We start from the raw sequence: 17681 nt of genomic DNA on the forward strand, positions 1-17681 counted from the left end.
TACCAGCCGGGCAGCCGGTACGAGCAGGGCGGCCGGTACGAGCAGGATGGCACGCGTCCCCCGCGTCAGGCACAACGACTACGGCACCCTGGAGCCCCCGGCTCTCGGGACGTGGCGGCCGGAGCTGACCGTCTCGGTGGTGATCCCGGCCCACGGAGGCCAGGAGGACCTGGAGCGGACCGTGGCGTCGCTGGCCGCGCAGACGTATCCGGCCGAGCTGGTCGAGGTGGTCGTCGCCGACGACGGCAGCGAGCCGCCCCTCGACGTGCCGGGCGCGCGCGTGGTGCGGGTGACGCGGGGCTGGGGCAGGGGCGCGGCGCGGGAGACCGGCCGGCTCGCCGCCACCGGCGACGTGGTCCACTGGCTCGACGCCGACATGATCCTCGGGCCCGCGCACGTCGAGGCGCACATGCGCTGGCACCACCTCATCGACCACGCCGTGGTGCTCGGCGACACCTGGTTCGTGGACGCGCCGGGCGAGGAGGGCGTCCGGTCGGAGTACACGCGCACGATCCTGGAGTCGACGCGCATGCTGAAGGACGCCGGCTCCGCGGCGTACCTGCTGCACACGGGCGCCTCCAGCTCCGTGCGCGCCGACCTGCTGCGCGCCGCGGGCGGCGTGGACACCGAGCTCAACATGGCCGAGGACACCGAGCTCGGCTACCGGCTCGCCCAGGCGGGCGCGGTGTTCATCCCCGACCCCGAGGCCCGCGCCGAGCACATCGGCCCGTCCACGGTCATGCGGCGCGAGAAGGACGTGCACCGGCACAACTGGTCCTACCTGGGCGATCTGGTGCCCGAGCTGCGGTGGCTGCGGGCGCACCCGCAGCGCCACTGGCGCGTGCCGTACGTGCGGGCCGTCGTGCCGGCGACCACGTACGAGGAGACGCGCGGCGCGGTGGACGCGGTCCTGGCCGGAGCGCCCGCCGACACGGCCGTCACGATCACCGGCCCGTGGGCGGAGCTCACGGACGGCCGGCGCGACAGCCTGGACGAGCCCCTGCTGGACGCCCGCCTCCTCACCCACCTCTACCGGTACGAGCCGCGCGTCTCCTTCGCCGAGGACGAGCCGCTGTCCGCGGCTCCCACGCCGTTCCTGCTGCGGCTGCCGGCCGGCTGGGCGCCCGGCGCCGACACGCTGTCCCGGCTCGTCCGGCTGGCGGACGCCGACCTGCTCGGCCTCGTCTGCGTGGCCCTGGCCGAGTCGCCGCAGGGCGTGGTCGCGGCCCGGCTGGAGCGCACCGCGGCCTTCGCCCGGGCGGCCCGCCTCAACGGCGCGGACGACGATCTGGTGGACGAGATGTTCGGGTCGCTGTGGGTGAGCGGGGCCGAGTACGGGCTCGTCCCGGTCGCCGAGGCCGAGTCGACGGCCGGTGACGCCGCCAGGTGGCGGGCCGTGGCCGCCGAACGCCTGACGGAGGTCAAGAGCCTCCAGGCCGAGGTGGAACGGCTGTCGGCCGAGGTGGAGCGCCTTTCGACCGAGGCCGCGGCCGGGGCCGATGCCGGGGCCGGGGAACACGGGCGGCTGACCTCGCTCATCAGGCACCTGAGGAGCGCGGGATGATCGCGGAGCTGCTGGCGGAGATGCCGGGCGCCCGGGTCTTCCTCGCGGGGATCGCCGCCGCCGACCTGCCCCGCTCCCCGTCCGGAGAGGACGCGCCGGCGCCCCCGGTCGACCTCGACCGGGACCTGCTGGAGCCCCTGTCCGCCGCCGAACAGGCCGCGGAGGTGCTGGTCCTCGCCCGCACGCCCGCCGACCTGCGGCGCGCCGCCACCCTGCACAAGCTGCTGCCGGAGACGCGCCGCGTGGTCGTCGCCGTCCTGGACACCCCGCCGGCGCATCCCGCGCCGGTGCCCACGCCGACGCCCGCGCACCGCTGGCGCTCGCTGTCGGACCTGCGGGTCCACCGGCCCAAGGACCGGGTGTGGGTGGTGGACGCGCACTTCTCCGCGCCCACGCCCGCCGGCCGTACCGTGGCCGCGACCTCCCGGGCGTTCGCCGGGCACCGGCTCGACGTGATCGGCGCGCCCGCCGCGGCCATCGCGGGCGTCGGCGCCGCCGACTGGCGGCCCGGCGACCCCAACGCCACCCCCGCCGAGATCACCGGCCCCGTGCCGGAACGGGTCGGCGCCCCGGGCGGCGACGTCGTCCTCCGCACCTCCGAGACCGCGCCCGCCGCGCCGCCCGAGGACGGCTCGCGCGGCTGGGCCGGCGACGAGCGGCCCGTCGAGCGGCCCATGGCGCGGGCCGCCACCTGGGAACGGCTCGGCCGTCCCGGCGGCGCCGCGCTGCCCCTCGCCGACCCGGACGTGCTCGCCGAGCCGTCCATGGTCCCGCCCGTCGACGAACGCCTGGTCAACCCGCAGGGCTTCGTCACCACCCCGTCGCGCGGCATGGCCTCGCTGGAGGAGCGCGACGGCCGCTGGGCGGTGGTGCTCGACGGCAGGGCGGTGACGACGTTCGCAGAGTCCGGCGGCGTCACGGACGCCGACGTGGCCAGGCTGCGGCAGGTCCGCGGCGTCGAGGTGGACTGGCGGCGCGCCCACAGCGGGCCCCTCGCCGCCGTGCGGGTGCTGGCCGGGCTCGCCGCGGCCGGGGTCCCGCTGGTCGCCGAGTCGGTGCCGCGCTGGGCGGGCGGCCTCGGCGACGACCTCGTCGCCCTGCTGACGAGCCGTCCCGACCTGTCCGACGACCTGCGGCGCGAGGAGCACAGCGTCCGGCTGCGCCGCCGGGCCCTGCGCACCCACGGCGTCGCGGCCCGCTGGGAGCAGCTCGGCGCGCCGGCGCCCGCGCCGCCGCTCACGTCCGTCCTGCTCGCCACCCGCCGCGCCGACATGGTCGGCTTCGCCCTCCGGCAGGCCGCCCGGCAGCGTGGCGCGCAGCTCGAAGTGGTGCTGGCCCTGCACGGCGTGCCCCGTGGCCATCCCGACGTGGCCGCGGCGATCGCCGCCCACGAGGGGCCGCTGACCGTGTACGAGGCCGACGGGCGGGAGATCTTCGGCGAGGTGCTCAACCACGCCGCCGCCCGGGCGTCCGGCTCGTTCCTGCTCAAGATGGACGACGACGACTGGTACGGCCCGGACTTCCTGTCGGACCTGCTGCTCGCCCACTCCTACTCGGGAGCGCAGGTGGTGGGGACCGTGCCGGAGTTCGTCCACCTGGCCTCGATCGACGTGACCGTGCACCGCAGCCAGGTCACCGAACAGATCAGCAGCTTCGTGGCGGGCGGCACGATCCTCGTCGAACGGTCGGCGTTCCAGGCCGTGGGCGGGTTCCGGCCGCTGCGCCGGTCGGTGGACACGCAGTTCCAGGAGGCGCTGCAGGCCGCGGGCGGGCAGATCTACCGCACCCACGGCCTCGGCTACATCCTGCGTCGCGGGCCCGCGGCCAACCACACGTGGCAGGAGCCGATCGGCACGTTCCTGCAGCGCAACAAGAGGCAGTGGCGCGGGTTCCGTCCCAGCGCCCTCATGGAGCTCGACCGGAGCACCGCATCATGACCCCGACCATCGTGACCCTCATCCCCCGCATCCGGCGGCAGGACTTCGGCGTGCTCACCCCGCCACCGCTCGGCGGCTGGACGCCGGCCCTGACCGTCACCGTCGTCATCCCCGCCCACGACCGGCAGCGCACCCTCGACCTCACCCTCGCGGCGCTGTCGGCGCAGACGTACCCGGCCGAGCTGATGGACGTCGTCGTCGTGGACGACGGCAGCCCGGAGCCGCTGCGCCTGCCCGAGGCGGTTCCGGACGGCACCAAGCTCATCTCCAGCCCGCCGGGAGGCTGGGGACGGGCCTGGGCTCTGCAGGCCGGCCTCGACGCCGCCTCCGGCGAGGTCGTGCTGGTGCTGGACGCCGACATGGTGCCCCATCGCACGCACGTGGAGGCCCAGCTCCGCTGGCACCACCTCGCCCCGTACCTGGTGGTGCTGGGCTGGATCGACTTCACCTCCGCCGAGCGGCTGCCCCGGCCCGAGGAGGTCCGCGCGGCCCTGCGGGCGGGCGAGGAGGAGAGCCTGTTCCCGCTCGCGGAGGAGCGCCACGACTGGGCCGAGCAGATCATCCATGACCACGACGGTCTGCGCGCCGCGTCCAGCTCGCTGGCCACGCGGATCCACGTCGGGGCGACGGCCTCCTACCCCGCCGCGCTGCTGCGCTCCATCGGCGGGCTGGACACCTCGCTCGTGCTGGCGGAGGACACCGAGCTCGGCTACCGGCTCACGCAGGCGGGCGCGGTCTTCGTCCCGGACCCGCAGGCGCGGGCCTGGCACGTCGGGCTGCCGACGGCCATGCGCGACTTCGCCGCGCTCAAGCGCTACAACGACCCGTACGTCGCCGACCGCGTGCCGTACCGGCGCTACCTGCGCACGGACCCGGGCCGGCAGTGGCTCGTGCCGTACGTGGACGCGTACGTGCCGGCCGGGACCTACGAGGACGTGCGGGCGAGCGTGGACGGGCTGCTCGGCGCGAGCCTGCCCGACGTCCGGGTCACCGTCGAGGGCCCGTGGACGTCCCTCGGCGAGGAGCGCCGCTCCCCGCTCCGCGACCCCGACCTCGACCTGCGGCTGATCCGGGCGCAGTTCGCCCACGACCCGCGGGTCCGGCTCGCCCCTCCCCCGGGCTGGCCCGCCGCCGATCCCGGGCTCGCGCGGGAGCCCGCGCGGGAGTCCGGTCGGGAGCCCGCGCGGGAGGCGGCACCGGGATCGCCGCCGGTCGTGCCGCCGTTCCGGCTGCTCGTGCCGCCCGGGTGGGTGCCGTCCCAGGACGCCGTGGAGCGGCTGGTGCAGCGGCTGGAGGAGACCGACGGCGGCGTCCTGTGCCTGGCGCTGGACGAGACCGAGGACGGCGTGGTGGTCGCCCGCCTGGAGCGGACGGCGGCCCTGTCGCGCGCCGCCCTGGTCGCCGGGCCCGGGGAGCACCTGGACGACGTCCTGGACGAGGTGTTCGGCCTGGAGTGGCTGGACGGCCGCGCGTGGGGCTTCTCCCGCCGCCCGGCGGTCTACCCGCCCCGCCGGCGGCCGGTGCCCGAGCACGTCGTCCAGCTCGCCCAGCGCGACAAGGAGATCCTGCTGCTGCGCAAGCGCGCGGCCGCGCTCCGGACGGAGCTGGCGGAGCAGCGCAGGCTGGCCGGCAAGGCGACCAGGGACGCGGCGCGCTGGCGGCAGAAGGCCGAGGAGTGGCGCCGCAAGGCCGTGACCCTGTCCCGCTCACGGGAGCGCACGGTGCTGCGCCGGGCCGTGCGCCGCGTCCGCGGCCTCACCTCGCCCGCCGACACCTGAGGGCTCGCTAGGCCGCCGGGTACGGGTGAGCGGCCGGGGCCCGCAGCCGCTCCTCCTGGGAACGGGTGATCCGCCGGACGACGACGGCCACCAGCGCCGCCGCGATGATCCACAGGCCGATGCCGACCAGGTCGAACCACGCTCCGGAGCGCAGCGACTCCAGGTCGTCCTTGCGCAGCAGCCGCGCCGCCACATGGGAGATCCAGGAGCCGGCGAGCCAGGCGGCCCACCATCCGCGGACCAGGCCCGGGCGGGGAGCCACGGTCAACGGCTGGTCGGCGGCGCCGGGCAAGGAGGCGTTCCAGATGTCGTCCACGATCTGCTTGGGGATCCACCAGCCGACGATCGGGACGAACCAGCCGAAGACCAGCCACGGCTTGGCGCGCCGGTGCGGCCACGGGGACAGCGCCTCGGCGTTGGCCCGGGCGCGGAACAGCCATACCAGGAACACGACGCCGCAGGTCACCGCGGCGGCGAACTCCGCCAGGCCCGACAGGGAATAGAGCAGGTCGCCGCGCTCGATCTCGGCGTCCTCGACCGCCAGGGGGTCGGCGATGAGCCGGTCGAGGAGGTCGATGTAACCCACGCCGATGAGTCCGGCCACGACCTCGACGACGACGTCGGCGGCCAGCAGGGCGAGGAACGCGGTGCCCAGCCCGCGGATCGGGCGCACGGGCATGGGAGGCGGCGGGAAGGACATCGGCGGCGGCCCGGTGGGGCTTGCTGGATGCACGGGAACTCCTGGGGGGTGCGGGAAAGCGCCAGTATCGCGGCGTTCCACCCCGTCGGGGCCGGCCGGGGAGCGACCTGAGACGCAGTCGTGATCATCGAAGAAAGTGTCGGTCGCTCATGACAGTCTGGGCCGATGCCCACGACGATCTCAGGCTTCGACGAACGTACGGTCCGGGTGGACGGTCTCGACCTCCACGTGGCTTCAGGCGGCGAGGGGCCGCCGTTGCTGTTGCTGCACGGCTTCCCGCAGACCCATCTGGCCTGGCGGCACGTCGCCCCCGCGTTGGCCGACCGCTTCCGCGTCATATGCCCCGACCTGCCCGGCTACGGGGCCAGCGCCAAGCCAGGTGACGGCCACGAGCACTACGCCAAGCGGGTGACCGCGGCGACCATGGTGGCGCTGATGCGGCAGCTCGGCCACGACCGGTTCAGCCTGGTCGGCCATGACCGTGGAGCGCTGGTCGCCTTCCGCGCGGCGCTGGACCACCCCGACGCCGTCGACCACCTCGGCGTGATCGACGTCATTCCCACCGTCGACATGTGGGAGTCGCTGGCGGGCGTGGGCGGCGTCTTCGGTTTCCACCTGTATTTCCTCGCCCAGCTCAACGACCTGCCCGAACGGATGATCGGCGCCGACCCCGACACGTTCTTCGGCCACTTCCTCGACACCTGGGCCGAGGCCGGCACGTACGACGCCGAGATCCGTGAGACGTACCTGGCCGCGACGCGCGATCCGGAGACGATCCACGCCATCTGCCAGGACTACCGGGCCAGCGCCTTCGTCGACGCGGCCCACGACGGCGAGGACCGGCAGGCCGGCCGGCGGATCAAGGCCCCGACCCTGGCGATCTGGCAGGACCCCGGCGACATGGTGCTGCCGTTCGACCCCTCGGCGATCTGGCACGGCTGGGCGGCCGATGTCCGCACCCTGACGCTTCCCGGCGGGCACTTCCTGCCGGAGACCCAGCCGGACGCCGTCATCGCGGCGATCAGAAGCCTGATCGGCTGATCACGGGGACCGGCCATTCAGCCCGCTTGCGGGGTCTGCTCGACGAGCGTCGCGATGGCGCGGTCGAGGAACCGGCAGAACTGCTGGTGCTCGCCGGGGGGCGAAGCGATCGGTCAGGGCGCGTACGAGCACGATGACTCTGACCCGGGAGGAGTTCCCCGACGCCCTCGGCGAGGAACGGTTCGACGCGATCCTCGACCCGATCGGCGGGGCGACCGCATCGCCAGCCTGGCCCGGCTGGCCCCGGACCGCCCCTGGCCGGTTGGCCGCCAGCGCCACCCGTGCCCTGGCACTGGTGGCCGCCGGCTCGGTACGCGTCGACATCACCGCCGAGTACGAGCCGGCCGACGTCGAGACCGCCATCGCCCATCTGGCCGGTGGCACCACCCGCGGCAAGAGCGTCGTCCGGATCGCTTGAGGCCGTCGCACGGGCCGCGTGCGAGCCGCACCGGCCCGCGATCATGCGGCTGGGACGAGACCTAGGCCGATCGGCGCAGTGACGGCAGGGCTATGTGCCGATGCCGGTGCGGCTGAGGTTCCCTAGGCTCTGGCCATGACGTTGACCTTTGCGAAGAAGACGGGGACCGCGGTCGTCCTCGGACCCGGCGGACCGGTCGGGACGGCGTGGCTGGCCGGGCTGGCGGCGGGGCTGCGGCGGGAGGGCGTGGACCTGGGGGCGGCCGATCTGATCGTGGGGACGTCGGCCGGCGCCATCGTGGGGGCGATCCTGGCCGTCGGAGGAGACCTCGAGCGGCTGGCCGTCCTGCCCGCGCCGACCGATCCCGGAGCCGGCGGCGTACGTCCCGACCCGCGGAGACTCGCGGAGGTGTTCGCGACGCTCGGCGACACCGGGCTCGACCGGACCGAGGCCCTGCGCCGCGTCGGCCGGCTCGCCCTGGCCGCCTCGACCGGCGACGAGGGCGCCGCCGTCGCCCGGATGCGGTCCCTGATCGGCGCGGCGGAGTGGCCGGACCGGCCGCTCCTGATCCCGGCGGTGGACGCCGGGACGGGCGAGGCGGTGGTGTGGGACCGGCACGGCTCCGCCTCGCTGCCCGAGGCCGTAGCGGCCGGCACCGCGTTCCCCGCGACCGCGCCGCCGATCACCATCGACGGGCGGCGTTACCTCGACGGCGCGCTCAGGGACGGCACCAACCTCGATCTGGCCGACGGCGCGAGCGTGCTGATCGTGGCTGAGCCGATGGCGCACCTGTACGGCACGAGCGATGGCGCGGCAGGCGAACGAGGGGTGGTCGTACGGCTGGTTCCGGACGCCGAGGCGATCGAGGCGTTCGGCCCGGACCTGAACGACCGCGCCGCCTGGGGACCGGCCTATCAGGCGGGCGTAGGACAGGCCCCCGACGCCGCCAAGGCGGTGCGAGCGCACTCGGCGATCGCTTGACCGGCATCCCCCCAGCTCAGACCTTCGTCCGTGACCGCGAGGTCCGCAGCGGCGCGAGGCCGTCGAAGACGATGGCGAGCATCCGCTCCCGCACCTCCTCCTGGAGGCGGCCCTGCACGGAGGCTCGTGAGGTGGCGACGAGCAAGGCGTACACCTCGGGCAGTTCGATGTCGTCCCGGACGGCGCCGGCGCGTTGGGCATGCCGCAGCAGCGTGCCGACGGCACGACGCAGCCCCTCCGACGCCTGAGCGGCGTCGCCGCCGCCGTCACCACCGGCGTCGAGCAGGGCCTCGCCTATGGCGATCTTGCCGGGCGCGTCGGCGACGAGGTGGCTGAAGAAGCCGAAGAACGCCGCACCCGGGTCCGTGGCCTCGAACAGCGCTTCGGCCTGCTCGCGCAGGCGATCGAAGCGCTGCGTGAGGACGGCCTCCAGCAACGCCGCCTTGGTGGGGAAGTGCCGGAAGACCGTGGCGATGCCGACGTCGGCCCGGCGAGCCACCTCCTCGGTGGACGCGGACGGGCCGTCGCTGCCGAAGACCTCTTCGGCGATGGTCAGGATCCGCTCCCGATTGGATCGCGCGTCGGCGCGTTGCGGCCCTCTGCCGCCCGCCTCCCGGTCACGTGGGGTGCTCATCGCGCTTTCCCTCGCAGTCGCCGCTATCCGAAGTCGCGACTCCGTATAATCGGAGTCCGCACTTCGGATAGTACTTCGACACGACCGCACGTCGGCGCGGACGACAGGAGAGTGCCATGTCCCAGGTCCCCACCCCCCGAGAGGTCTTCCTCGCGCTCGTGAACGGCGTCGCGGAGGGCCGTTGGAACGAACTGCCCGACCTGTACGCGGAGCGGACCCATGTCACGCACCCGTTCCACCCGCTGCGCGTCGCCGCGCTCCGCACCCGCGACGAACTGCGCGAACACTTCAGGCCGACCGGCGAAGGCCCCCGGCTGCGGCGCCGGGCGACCGACATCACGATCCACGAGACGACCGACCCCGAGGTCATCGTCGCCGAGTTCGCGTACCAGGGAACGGTCGAGGAGACCGGGGAGCCCTTCACGCTGCCCGGCATCTTCGTGCTCCGGGTGCGCGACGGCGAGATCGTCAGCTCCCGCGACTATTTCGACCACGTCACCGCCGCCCGGGTCCGCGGGCAGTTCGACGCGCTCGTCACGGCCCTGCGGGAGGGCGGCGCCACTTCGGCCTAGCCGGCCGGGGCGGCGCCTGTCGTCGCGCGCACCGCGGGCGGGCAGCCCAGGCGGCGATATCGGCCGGGCGCCATGCCGTACTCGCGCTTGAAGGCATTGGCGAAGGCGAACTCCGAGCCGTAGCCCACCGCGGCGGCGATCTCGCTCAGCGCGGCGTCGGAGTCGCGCAGCATGCGCGCGGCCGTGCCCAGCCGCCACCAGGTCAGATAGGTCAGCGGCGGCTGCCCGACGAACTGGGTGAACCGGCGGGAGAACGCCGCGCGGGACAGCCCGGCGCGGCGGCCGAGCGACTCCACCGTCCACGGATGGGCGGGGTCGCGGTGGATGCCGTCGAGCGCGGCGGCGATGGCCGGGTCGGCCAGCGCGGCGGCCCAGCCGCCGACCTCGCAGTGCTCCGCCGAGACGTCGAACCAGGCACGCAGGATGTACAGCAGCAGCATGTCCAGCAGCGCCGACACCACCATGTCCGCGCCCGGCCGCGGGTTCTCGATCTCCTTGCCGAGCAGCTCGACGGCGGCACGCAGCTCGGTGTTGTGCCCCAGCCTGGCGGGCAGGTGGATCATCTCGGGCAGCCCTCTGAGCAGCGGATGCGCCCGGCTGGAGTCGAGCCGGTAGCCGCCACAGAGCGTCACCGTGACAGGCCCCGCGCCCTCGATGGAGGCCGAGGCGAACAGCTCGGCGTCGGCATGCGGATCGCATTCGGGCGCCGCGACGGGGCTGGTGAGCGAGTCGGCCAGCGCGTAGCCGTGCCCGTGGGGGAAGAACAGCACGTCGCCCGGCCCCACCGGGATCGGCTCGCCCTCCGGCGGGATCGCCCAGCACGAGCCCTGCAGGACCACCTGGAAGCCCGCCGAGCCGGGCGCCGCCGGGAACCGCTGCCCCCAGGGCGCGGGCCACGCGACCCGCGCCGAGCGCGGCACGCCCATCCGCATGGAGGCGACCACGTCGCTCAGCACATCCACGACCTGAGTCTAGTGCGAAAGACGATGGCGTATGAATCGCAGACAGAAACGCATTGGATGCCTCTTCCAGGACTTCTAAGGTCGACGTCATGACAAGAGTCCTGGTCAGCGGGGCGACCGGCACGATCGGCCGTCCCCTGGTGAACCAACTGAACGACGCGGGCGCCGACGTCCGCACGGTGACGAGGCAGCTGACCGACCCGGTCGCGCTGAAGGCGGCCCTCGACGGTGTCGACGCGGTGTTCCTGCTGTGGCCGTTCGCCTCGGCCGAGGGCGCCCGCGAGGTGCTGGAGCTGGTCGGGGCCAGGCGGGTGGTCTACCTGTCCTCGGCCGCCGCCCGCCCGTACGAGGTCGAGATCGAGCGCTTGATCGCCGAGACCGCCCGGGAGTGGACGGTGCTGCGCCCGCACGCGTTCGCGGCCAACACCCTGCGGTGGGCCGAGCAGATCCGCGCGGGCGTCGTCCGGCAGCCGTACGGCGACGCGGTCCTGTCCCCCGTCCACGAGCGGGACGTCGCGGCCGTCGCGGTGCGGGCGCTGCTCGACGAAGGGCACCACGGCGCGATCCACACGCTGACCGGTCCCCGGCCGCTGACCCGGCGGGAGCAGGCGCGGGCGATCGGCGCCGCGATCGGCCGGCCGGTGCGGTGGGAGGAGGAGCCCCCGGAGGAGGCCAGATTACGACTGCTCGGCCTGGGATGGCCCGAGCCGGCCGTGGACGGGATGCTGCGCGCTCTCGCCGAGCCCGGCCCGGCCACCGCGACCGTGGAGGAGGTCACCGGAGCGCCCGCGAGCACGTTCGAGACGTGGGCGGGCGAGCACGCCGCGGACTTCCTCGGCACCATGCGGGCCGCCCGCGTCCACGCGTACGGCGACGCCTCGGTGATCTCGCTGGAGGAGGTGCCGGTGCCGGCGCCCGGCCCGGGCGAGGTGCTCATCAAGGTGGCCGCGACGTCGTTCAACCCGTCGGAGGTCGGCCTGCGGATGGGCCTGCTGCACGACGTGCTCGGCGTCACGCTGCCGCTCACGCTCGGCTGGGACGTCGCGGGCACCGTGGTCACCGGAGCGGGTGACCTAGTCCCCGGCGACCGGGTGATCGGGCTCGTCGACGGGGCTGCGGCCGAGTACGCGGTCGCCCGGGCGAGCATGCTGGCCAGGGCGCCGGAGCGGATCCCGCTGGCGGTCGCGGCCGCCGTGCCGGTGGCCGGGCTCACCGCGTGGCAGGCGGTCTTCGAGCACGCCCGCATCGGGCCCGGCAGCCGGGTGCTGATCAACGGGGCCGGCGGCGGCGTGGGGCTGTTCGCCGTGCAGCTGGCCAAGCACGCGGGCGCGTACGTGGTGGCGACCGCCGCCCCGCGCAGCGCCGCCGCCGTGCGGGCGCTGGGCGCCGACGAGGTCGTGGATTACACCACCACTCCCCTGCCGGGTGGCAACGACGTGCTGATCAACCTGGTGGCCGCCGTGCCCGCCTCGGTGACGGCGCTGGCCGAGGAGTTCGTCTCGATCAGCCAGCCGATCGAGCACCCTCGCGCCGTCCAGTTCGTGGCCCGCAACGACCCGAGCCGGCTGACCGAGCTCGTGGCGCTGATCGACAAGGGGGTGGTGGACGTCACGGCGGAAGTCCGGCCGCTGGAGTCCCTGGCGGACCTGCACCGGGCCGCCGAGCGCGGCGCGATCCGCGGAAAGGTCGTCGTGGAGGTGGAAAGGTGATCAGGATCGGCATCATCCTCGGCAGCACGCGGCCGGGACGCAACGGCGAGGCCGTCGCGCGCTGGGTCCACGAGCACGCGGTCAAGCGCGGCGACGCGCACTACGAGCTGGTCGACCTGAAGGACTTCGACCTGCCCCATCTGGACGAGCCGCTCGCCGCGGCCACCGGGGTGTACGAGCACCCGCACACCAGGACGTGGTCCGACACCATCGACGGCTTCGACGGCTTCGTCTTCGTGACGCCCGAGTACAACCACTCGATCAGCGGCGCGCTCAAGACCGCCATCGACTTCCTGTTCGCCGAGTGGCACGACAAGGCCGCGGGCGTGGTCGGATACGGCGTCAGCGGCGGGGTACGGGCGGCCGAGCACCTGCGGCAGGTGCTCGGCCAGGTCAGGGTGGCCGACGTGCAGGCGGGCGTGGAGCTGCTGATGCACGCCGATTTCGAGGGCTTCACCACGTTCAAGCCCGCCGCCCACCAGGAGGACATGCTGGGCAGACTGCTCGACCAGGTCGTCTCCTGGAGCACTGCACTGCGCCCGCTCAGAAGGTGACCACGCGTCAGAATCGGTCGCACGCGCGGCAGCCCCCGCGGCGTAGGGTCTCGGGTGTGGACCCGACATCCCCAGCACCCCGCGTCCTCGTGATCGGCCTCGACCCGTATCGGGTTCCCGGCTCCTGGGACCCGAAGCCGGTGGCCGATGCGATCGAGGTCGGCCTCGCCCGCTTCGCCGAGCACGGTGTCGGCGTCGAGACCTGTCTGTTCGGCCTCGACGGCGGCGACGACGTGGAAACGATCGTCACCCATGCCCTGAGCGCGCGGCCTTGGGAATGCGTCGTCATCGGCGGCGGCGTGCGGAAGGCCGAGGATCAGCTTGAGTTGTTCGAGCAGGTCGTCAACCTCGTCCGACGACACGCTCCGGACGCGGCGATCGCGTTCAACAGCACCCCGACCGACACCTTCGACGCAGCCGCCCGCTGGATCGGCACTCCCGGACCGAGCGGTTCCGGCTGACCAGGCCGGCGCCTGATGAGACGTCCGGCACGTTCCGCCATTGAGCTGTTCCGCGCATGATCTCCTGAACGCGCTGATTCACCCGGGCCGATGAGACGAAGGGCACTGCCCGTGTGAGCAACGTCATGCGATCAGCAGCAAGGCCCGGGGCGGCAGCCCCGATCGCCGTCTGCACCTGCCGACCGATGTACTGGGCACGGAAGAGCGGGGAGTACTCGCCGATCTCGTCCGCCGCCCGCCGGAGAAGAGCGCCCGCCTCCTCGTAGCGGCCGAGCCGGCTCAGGCCGATCGCGACATCTCCCGCCGTGGCCGCCTGGGCGAACCGCGACAAGCCATCGACCTGCAACGCCCTTTCGAGGGTCTCTCTCGCCGCGTCGCCGTGCTCGGGTACGCGGGCCAGCGAGCGCCCCAATCGCATGGCGAGAGAGGCGATGCGGCCGGCGGGGAGCTCGGGAATGGCCAGTCCTCGGCGGGCGTACATGATCGCCCTGGCGGTGTCGCCACGATAGAGGGCGACGCGGCTCAGGCTCTCGATGGCCCGCGCCTCCGCCTTGGCGTCCGCGGCCTTGCGAGCGAGTTCCAGGGCGAGCATCCCAGTACGCTCAGCCTGAACCAGCTTCGCCGCGTCGTAGAGCACCAGAGTCGCTTGGTACAGCAGTTCTGATACGGCCTGCTGAAGCCGGCGGCCGGAGATGTCTGCCACCGCACCTACGTGTGTGACATGGTTCAGAGCACGGGCGGTGAGCGGTATGCCGCCACATTCATAGCGATTCCGGGCAAGGCTGTCGGCGAGCTTGTTCACATAGTGAGGGTCCTGATAAGGATTCCTACTGGCAGACGGCACGAAAACCAATGCAGCGGCTGCCAGGAATTCCCGGCGTTCCACGGGCTCCTCCGTTGCTGGAGACATCCGCACTTCCCAGCCAACGCGACCGAGCAACTCTATTGCTCGGCCCATTCGGGTATCTCTGACACCACTGGACACCTGACTGACCCATGCCTGCGACACGCCCAGGTGTTGAGCAAGATCGGCCTGCGTCCATCGTCTCTGCGCCATGATCGCTTTAAGGGCGTCGGGGAGCGCACGAATGTCCACGACATGAGCGTATAGCTGAGAGCAATCTCGCCTCTATGACTCTATTGCTCTGAGCAATGCCCGTACTGGCGCGAGAAGAAACCCACCGCGAACATGGCCCCAGCCATAAGGGAGATCGCGCATGCCTGCCAAACGCTTGCCAGCGGGGTTTCCTCCGTGCCGGCCGCTGAGCGCACCGGCTGAAGCCGCGATGACTCTGACGGAACTCCTGGAGAAGTACGGCGACAAGCGGGAGTTCATGCCGCTCTACGTCGGCGTCGCGGCTTGGAGGAGGCACCGCCTGACCTCCGTCGAACACCAGGCGGGTGGACGCTGCTCGGTCGTCGGCTTCGACTGCGCCGACCTGGACGAGAAGCTCGCCAGGCAGCCCCGCGTCGGGGAAGTCCTTTCCGCCTGAGCCGCGGTCCCATGTCCTGGACGTGCGTGGGCAACGCTCGGGGGTGCGGGGGGCCGGGAGGCCCCTTGCCAAGGGGGTGTGGGGGAGCTCGGCTCCCCCACTGTCACAGCCCGAGCCGCGTCGCGCGAAGCGCGGCCCTTGCGAGGACCTTGCCTGTGAGCCCCAAACCCAAATCTGGAGCCGGTCCTAGTCGTCGCCCTCGACGCGCATCACACTGGCCACCGCACGGACGATGTCGAGGTCGCGCAGTGCCTTCATCGTCGCCGTCAGCGCCGCGTCCGTCGCCCGGTGGGTGACGATGACGAGCTGGGCGTCGTCGCCGTGGCCCTCCTGGCGTACGGTCTGGATGGAGACGTCGTGGGCGGCGAACAGCTCCGCGACGCGCGCGAGCACGCCCGGCTTGTCGGCGACGTCGAGCGCCACGTGGCAGCGCGTGACCGTCTCGCCCATCGGGTGGACGCTGAGCGAGGCGTACGTGGACTCCTCCGCCCCGCGGGTGCCGGCCAGGCGGTTGCGGGCCACGGCCACCAGGTCACCGAGCACGGCCGAGGCCGTCGGCGCGCCACCGGCGCCCTTGCCGTAGAACATGAGCTGCCCGGCCGACTCCGCCTCCACGAACACCGCGTTGTACGCCTCGCGCACCCCCGCCAGCGGGTGGCTGCGCGGGATCATCGCCGGGTGGACGCGCACGCCGACGGAGCGGCCGTCGTCGGAGCGGGCGCAGATGGCCAGCAGCTTGATGACGTAGCCCATGGCCTTGGCCGAGGCGACGTCGGTGGCGGTGATCTCGGTGATGCCCTCGCGGTGCACGTCGGCGGCCGTGACGCGGCTGTGGAAGGCGAGCCCGGCCAGGATGGCGGCCTTGGCGGCGGCGTCGAAGCCCTCGACGTCGGCCGTGGGGTCGGCCTCGGCGTAGCCGAGCGTCTGGGCCTCCTCCAGGGCGTCGGTGAAGGACGCTCCGGTGGAGTCCATCTTGTCGAGGATGTAGTTGGTGGTGCCGTTGACGATGCCGAGCACGCGCCGCACCCGGTCGCCGGCCAGCGACTCGCGCAGCGGGCGCAGCAGCGGGATGGCCCCGGCGACGCTGGCCTCGAAGTACAGGTCGCCGTTGCCGGCGCGGGCCGCCTCGTGCAGGGTGGCGCCGTCCTCGGCGAGCAGCGCCTTGTTGGCGGTGACCACGGACTTGCCGCGGTTGAGCGCCGCCACGATGAGCGAGCGGGCCGGCTCGATGCCGCCGATCACCTCGACGACGATGTCGATGTCGTCGCGGGTGACCAGCGCCTCGGCGTCGGTGGTGAGCAGCTCGGGGGCGACGTCCACGTCGCGCTTGCGGCCCAGGCGGCGCACGGCGACCCCGGCCAGCTCCAGCGGGGCGCCGACGCGGGCGGCCAGGTCGCCGTCCTGCTCGTGCAGCAGGCGGATGACCTGGGAGCCGACGACGCCGCAGCCCAGCAACGCGACTTTCAGCGGTTTCACGGCCGCACCCTCACGTTTCACAGCTGCCCCCTCAACAGGTCGTCCTCGGTCTCGCCCCGCATGATCACGCGGGCCGCGCCGTCGGCGACGGCGACCACGGCGGGCTTGGGCAGGTAGTTGTAGTTGCTGGCCAGCGAGCGGCAGTAGGCGCCGGTCGCGGCGACGGCCAGCAGGTCGCCCGGCGCGAGGTCGGACGGCAGGAAGCAGTCGCGGACGATGATGTCGCCGCTCTCGCAGTGCTTGCCGACGACGCGGCTGAGCATGGGCTCGGCCGTGCTCGCACGGCTGGCGAGGGTGACCGTGTAGTCGGCGCCGTACAGGGCGGTGCGGACGTTGTCGCTCATGCCGCCGTCGACGCTGACGTACGTGCGCAGGCCCTCGACGTCCTTGACGGTGCCGACCTCGTAGAGGGTGACGCCGCCGGGACCGACGATCGCCCGGCCGGGCTCGACCGTGAGGCGGGGCACGGGCAGGCCGGCGTCCTCGCACACCTTGGCGACGATCTCGCGCAGGCCGTCGGCGATCTCCTTGACGTCGGGCGCCTCGTCGTCCTCGACGTACGCGATGCCGTAGCCGCCGCCGAGGTCGAGCTCGGGCAGGACCACGTCGTGCTCGTCCTTGATCTGCACGAGCAGGCCGGCCAGGCGGCGGGCGGCCACCTCGAAGCCGGCCGTGTCGACGATCTGCGAGCCGATGTGCGAGTGCAGGCCGACGAGCTCCAGCGACGGCAGCGCGAGGATGCGGCGCACGGCCTCGGCGGCGGCCCCGGCGCTCAGCGACAGGCCGAACTTCTGGTCGTCGTGGGCCGTGGCGATGAACTCGTGGGTGTGGGCCTCGACGCCCGTGGTGACGCGGATCATCACCTTGGGCCGCTTGCCGTGCCGCTCGGCCAGGTATCCGAGCCGGGCGATCTCCTCGAAGGAGTCGACCACGATGCGGCCGACGCCCACCTCCAGGGCGCGGGTCAGCTCGGCGACGGACTTGTTGTTGCCGTGCATGGTGATCCGCTCGGGCGGGAAGCCCACGCTGAGCGCCACGGCCAGCTCGCCGCCGCTGGCCACGTCGAGGCCGAGGCCCTCGTCGTGCAGCCAGCGGACGATCTCCTTGCACAGGAACGCCTTGCCCGCGTAGTGGACGTCGGAGCCGGCGAACGCGGTGACGTAGTCGCGCATGCGCGAGCGCACGTCGTGCTCGTCCAGGACGAACAGCGGCGTGCCGTGCTCGCGGGCGAGGTCGCGGACGTCGACGTGACCGATCGTGAGCGTGCCGTCGGTCCGCCCGGACGTTCGCGGCCAGATCGCGGGGTTGATCCGGTTGAGGTCGGCGGGCGGGAGCGGCGGGCGCTCGTGCGGCAGCATCTCGGCGTGCCGGTCCCCTGCGGGATGGGCGAATCGACTCACC

Annotated in this window: 17 protein-coding genes; 11 read left to right on the plus strand and 6 right to left on the minus strand. The window is 73.3% G+C overall.

Annotated features, from left to right (window positions below; translation table 11 throughout):
- Positions 1 to 46: 46 nt before the first annotated feature.
- From HTZ77_RS35245 to HTZ77_RS35255, 3 genes are read left to right on the plus strand one after another with little or no spacing between them, the layout of a single operon-like run.
- On the plus strand, positions 47 to 1564 hold the full coding sequence (locus tag HTZ77_RS35245) for a glycosyltransferase (protein ID WP_175594079.1): 1518 nt from the start codon (positions 47 to 49) through the stop codon (positions 1562 to 1564).
- Positions 1561 to 3501 (plus strand): glycosyltransferase, encoded by a 1941-nt coding sequence (locus HTZ77_RS35250; RefSeq protein WP_175594080.1) that lies wholly within the window; start codon positions 1561 to 1563, stop codon positions 3499 to 3501. The genes HTZ77_RS35245 and HTZ77_RS35250 overlap by 4 nt, the downstream gene beginning before the upstream one ends.
- Positions 3498 to 5279: a glycosyltransferase gene (locus HTZ77_RS35255; RefSeq protein ID WP_175594081.1), complete on the plus strand. Its 1782-nt coding sequence runs from the start codon at positions 3498 to 3500 to the stop codon at positions 5277 to 5279. Before HTZ77_RS35250 ends, HTZ77_RS35255 begins: the two co-directional genes overlap by 4 nt.
- A 7-nt stretch (positions 5280 to 5286) precedes the next feature.
- Here HTZ77_RS35255 and HTZ77_RS35260 read toward each other — a convergent pair whose 3' ends face one another.
- Entirely contained in the window at positions 5287 to 6012 is a 726-nt protein-coding gene (locus HTZ77_RS35260; RefSeq protein ID WP_175594082.1) for a DUF4328 domain-containing protein, read from the minus strand.
- Between the two features lie 132 nt (positions 6013 to 6144).
- Between HTZ77_RS35260 and HTZ77_RS35265 the strand changes: the two genes are divergently transcribed.
- The 3 genes from HTZ77_RS35265 (at position 6145) to HTZ77_RS35275 (ending at position 8419) form a co-directional block, all read left to right on the plus strand.
- On the plus strand, positions 6145 to 7020 hold the full coding sequence (locus HTZ77_RS35265; protein WP_175594083.1) for an alpha/beta fold hydrolase: 876 nt from the start codon (positions 6145 to 6147) through the stop codon (positions 7018 to 7020).
- Between the two features lie 133 nt (positions 7021 to 7153).
- The gene (locus HTZ77_RS35270) at positions 7154 to 7438 is read left to right on the plus strand and encodes an MDR/zinc-dependent alcohol dehydrogenase-like family protein (protein WP_175594084.1); all 285 of its coding nucleotides are present in this window, start codon (positions 7154 to 7156) and stop codon (positions 7436 to 7438) included.
- 135 nt (positions 7439 to 7573) lie between these two features.
- On the plus strand, positions 7574 to 8419 hold the full coding sequence (locus HTZ77_RS35275; RefSeq protein ID WP_175594085.1) for a patatin-like phospholipase family protein: 846 nt from the start codon (positions 7574 to 7576) through the stop codon (positions 8417 to 8419).
- A gap of 16 nt (positions 8420 to 8435) precedes the next feature.
- Here HTZ77_RS35275 and HTZ77_RS35280 read toward each other — a convergent pair whose 3' ends face one another.
- Positions 8436 to 9053, minus strand: a complete 618-nt coding sequence (locus tag HTZ77_RS35280) for a TetR/AcrR family transcriptional regulator (protein ID WP_175594086.1) — start codon at positions 9051 to 9053, stop codon at positions 8436 to 8438.
- 116 nt (positions 9054 to 9169) lie between these two features.
- Here HTZ77_RS35280 and HTZ77_RS35285 point away from each other — a divergent pair, with 116 nt between their 5' ends.
- Positions 9170 to 9625 carry a nuclear transport factor 2 family protein gene (locus tag HTZ77_RS35285; RefSeq protein ID WP_175594087.1) on the plus strand — a complete coding sequence of 152 codons (456 nt, stop codon included), beginning with the start codon at positions 9170 to 9172 and terminating at the stop codon, positions 9623 to 9625.
- On the opposite strand, the gene HTZ77_RS35290 is transcribed toward HTZ77_RS35285, so the two are convergent.
- Positions 9622 to 10587 (minus strand): AraC family transcriptional regulator, encoded by a 966-nt coding sequence (locus HTZ77_RS35290; RefSeq protein WP_175594088.1) that lies wholly within the window; start codon positions 10585 to 10587, stop codon positions 9622 to 9624. The genes HTZ77_RS35285 and HTZ77_RS35290 overlap by 4 nt on opposite strands.
- An 89-nt stretch (positions 10588 to 10676) precedes the next feature.
- On the opposite strand from HTZ77_RS35290, the gene HTZ77_RS45555 reads away from it, so the two are divergent.
- The 3 genes from HTZ77_RS45555 (at position 10677) to HTZ77_RS35310 (ending at position 13311) form a co-directional block, all read left to right on the plus strand.
- Positions 10677 to 12296, plus strand: coding sequence for an alcohol dehydrogenase catalytic domain-containing protein (locus tag HTZ77_RS45555; RefSeq protein ID WP_205304364.1), 1620 nt, complete (start codon positions 10677 to 10679; stop codon positions 12294 to 12296).
- Positions 12293 to 12850, plus strand: coding sequence for an NADPH-dependent FMN reductase (locus HTZ77_RS35305; protein ID WP_175594089.1), 558 nt, complete (start codon positions 12293 to 12295; stop codon positions 12848 to 12850). Before HTZ77_RS45555 ends, HTZ77_RS35305 begins: the two co-directional genes overlap by 4 nt.
- A gap of 89 nt (positions 12851 to 12939) precedes the next feature.
- Positions 12940 to 13311, plus strand: coding sequence for a hypothetical protein (locus HTZ77_RS35310; protein WP_205304365.1), 372 nt, complete (start codon positions 12940 to 12942; stop codon positions 13309 to 13311).
- On the opposite strand, the gene HTZ77_RS35315 is transcribed toward HTZ77_RS35310, so the two are convergent.
- Positions 13235 to 14407 (minus strand): helix-turn-helix domain-containing protein, encoded by a 1173-nt coding sequence (locus HTZ77_RS35315; RefSeq protein ID WP_175594091.1) that lies wholly within the window; start codon positions 14405 to 14407, stop codon positions 13235 to 13237. The genes HTZ77_RS35310 and HTZ77_RS35315 overlap by 77 nt on opposite strands.
- Before the next feature lie 190 nt (positions 14408 to 14597).
- Here HTZ77_RS35315 and HTZ77_RS35320 point away from each other — a divergent pair, with 190 nt between their 5' ends.
- On the plus strand, positions 14598 to 14804 hold the full coding sequence (locus tag HTZ77_RS35320; RefSeq protein WP_175594092.1) for a hypothetical protein: 207 nt from the start codon (positions 14598 to 14600) through the stop codon (positions 14802 to 14804).
- 186 nt (positions 14805 to 14990) lie between these two features.
- Here HTZ77_RS35320 and HTZ77_RS35325 read toward each other — a convergent pair whose 3' ends face one another.
- Both HTZ77_RS35325 and lysA read right to left on the minus strand, forming a co-directional pair.
- Positions 14991 to 16280, minus strand: a complete 1290-nt coding sequence (locus HTZ77_RS35325) for a homoserine dehydrogenase (protein ID WP_328808952.1) — start codon at positions 16278 to 16280, stop codon at positions 14991 to 14993.
- A 17-nt stretch (positions 16281 to 16297) separates the two neighbouring features.
- Positions 16298 to 17680: a diaminopimelate decarboxylase gene (lysA, locus tag HTZ77_RS35330; RefSeq protein WP_175594093.1), complete on the minus strand. Its 1383-nt coding sequence runs from the start codon at positions 17678 to 17680 to the stop codon at positions 16298 to 16300.
- Position 17681 lies beyond the last annotated feature (1 nt).

This window comes from Nonomuraea montanisoli (genome assembly GCF_013363975.1).
GTDB lineage: Bacteria > Actinomycetota > Actinomycetes > Streptosporangiales > Streptosporangiaceae > Nonomuraea > Nonomuraea montanisoli.

Coding starts and splice junctions, on each gene's coding strand:
- HTZ77_RS35245 (WP_175594079.1), top strand. CDS start 47: ATGGCACGCGTCCCCCGCGTCAGGCACAACGACTACGGCACCCTGGAG.
- HTZ77_RS35250 (WP_175594080.1), top strand. CDS start 1,561: ATGATCGCGGAGCTGCTGGCGGAGATGCCGGGCGCCCGGGTCTTCCTC.
- HTZ77_RS35255 (WP_175594081.1), top strand. CDS start 3,498: ATGACCCCGACCATCGTGACCCTCATCCCCCGCATCCGGCGGCAGGAC.
- HTZ77_RS35265 (WP_175594083.1), top strand. CDS start 6,145: ATGCCCACGACGATCTCAGGCTTCGACGAACGTACGGTCCGGGTGGAC.
- HTZ77_RS35270 (WP_175594084.1), top strand. CDS start 7,154: ATGACTCTGACCCGGGAGGAGTTCCCCGACGCCCTCGGCGAGGAACGG.
- HTZ77_RS35275 (WP_175594085.1), top strand. CDS start 7,574: ATGACGTTGACCTTTGCGAAGAAGACGGGGACCGCGGTCGTCCTCGGA.
- HTZ77_RS35280 (WP_175594086.1), bottom strand. CDS start 9,053: ATGAGCACCCCACGTGACCGGGAGGCGGGCGGCAGAGGGCCGCAACGC.
- HTZ77_RS35285 (WP_175594087.1), top strand. CDS start 9,170: ATGTCCCAGGTCCCCACCCCCCGAGAGGTCTTCCTCGCGCTCGTGAAC.
- HTZ77_RS45555 (WP_205304364.1), top strand. CDS start 10,677: ATGACAAGAGTCCTGGTCAGCGGGGCGACCGGCACGATCGGCCGTCCC.
- HTZ77_RS35320 (WP_175594092.1), top strand. CDS start 14,598: ATGACTCTGACGGAACTCCTGGAGAAGTACGGCGACAAGCGGGAGTTC.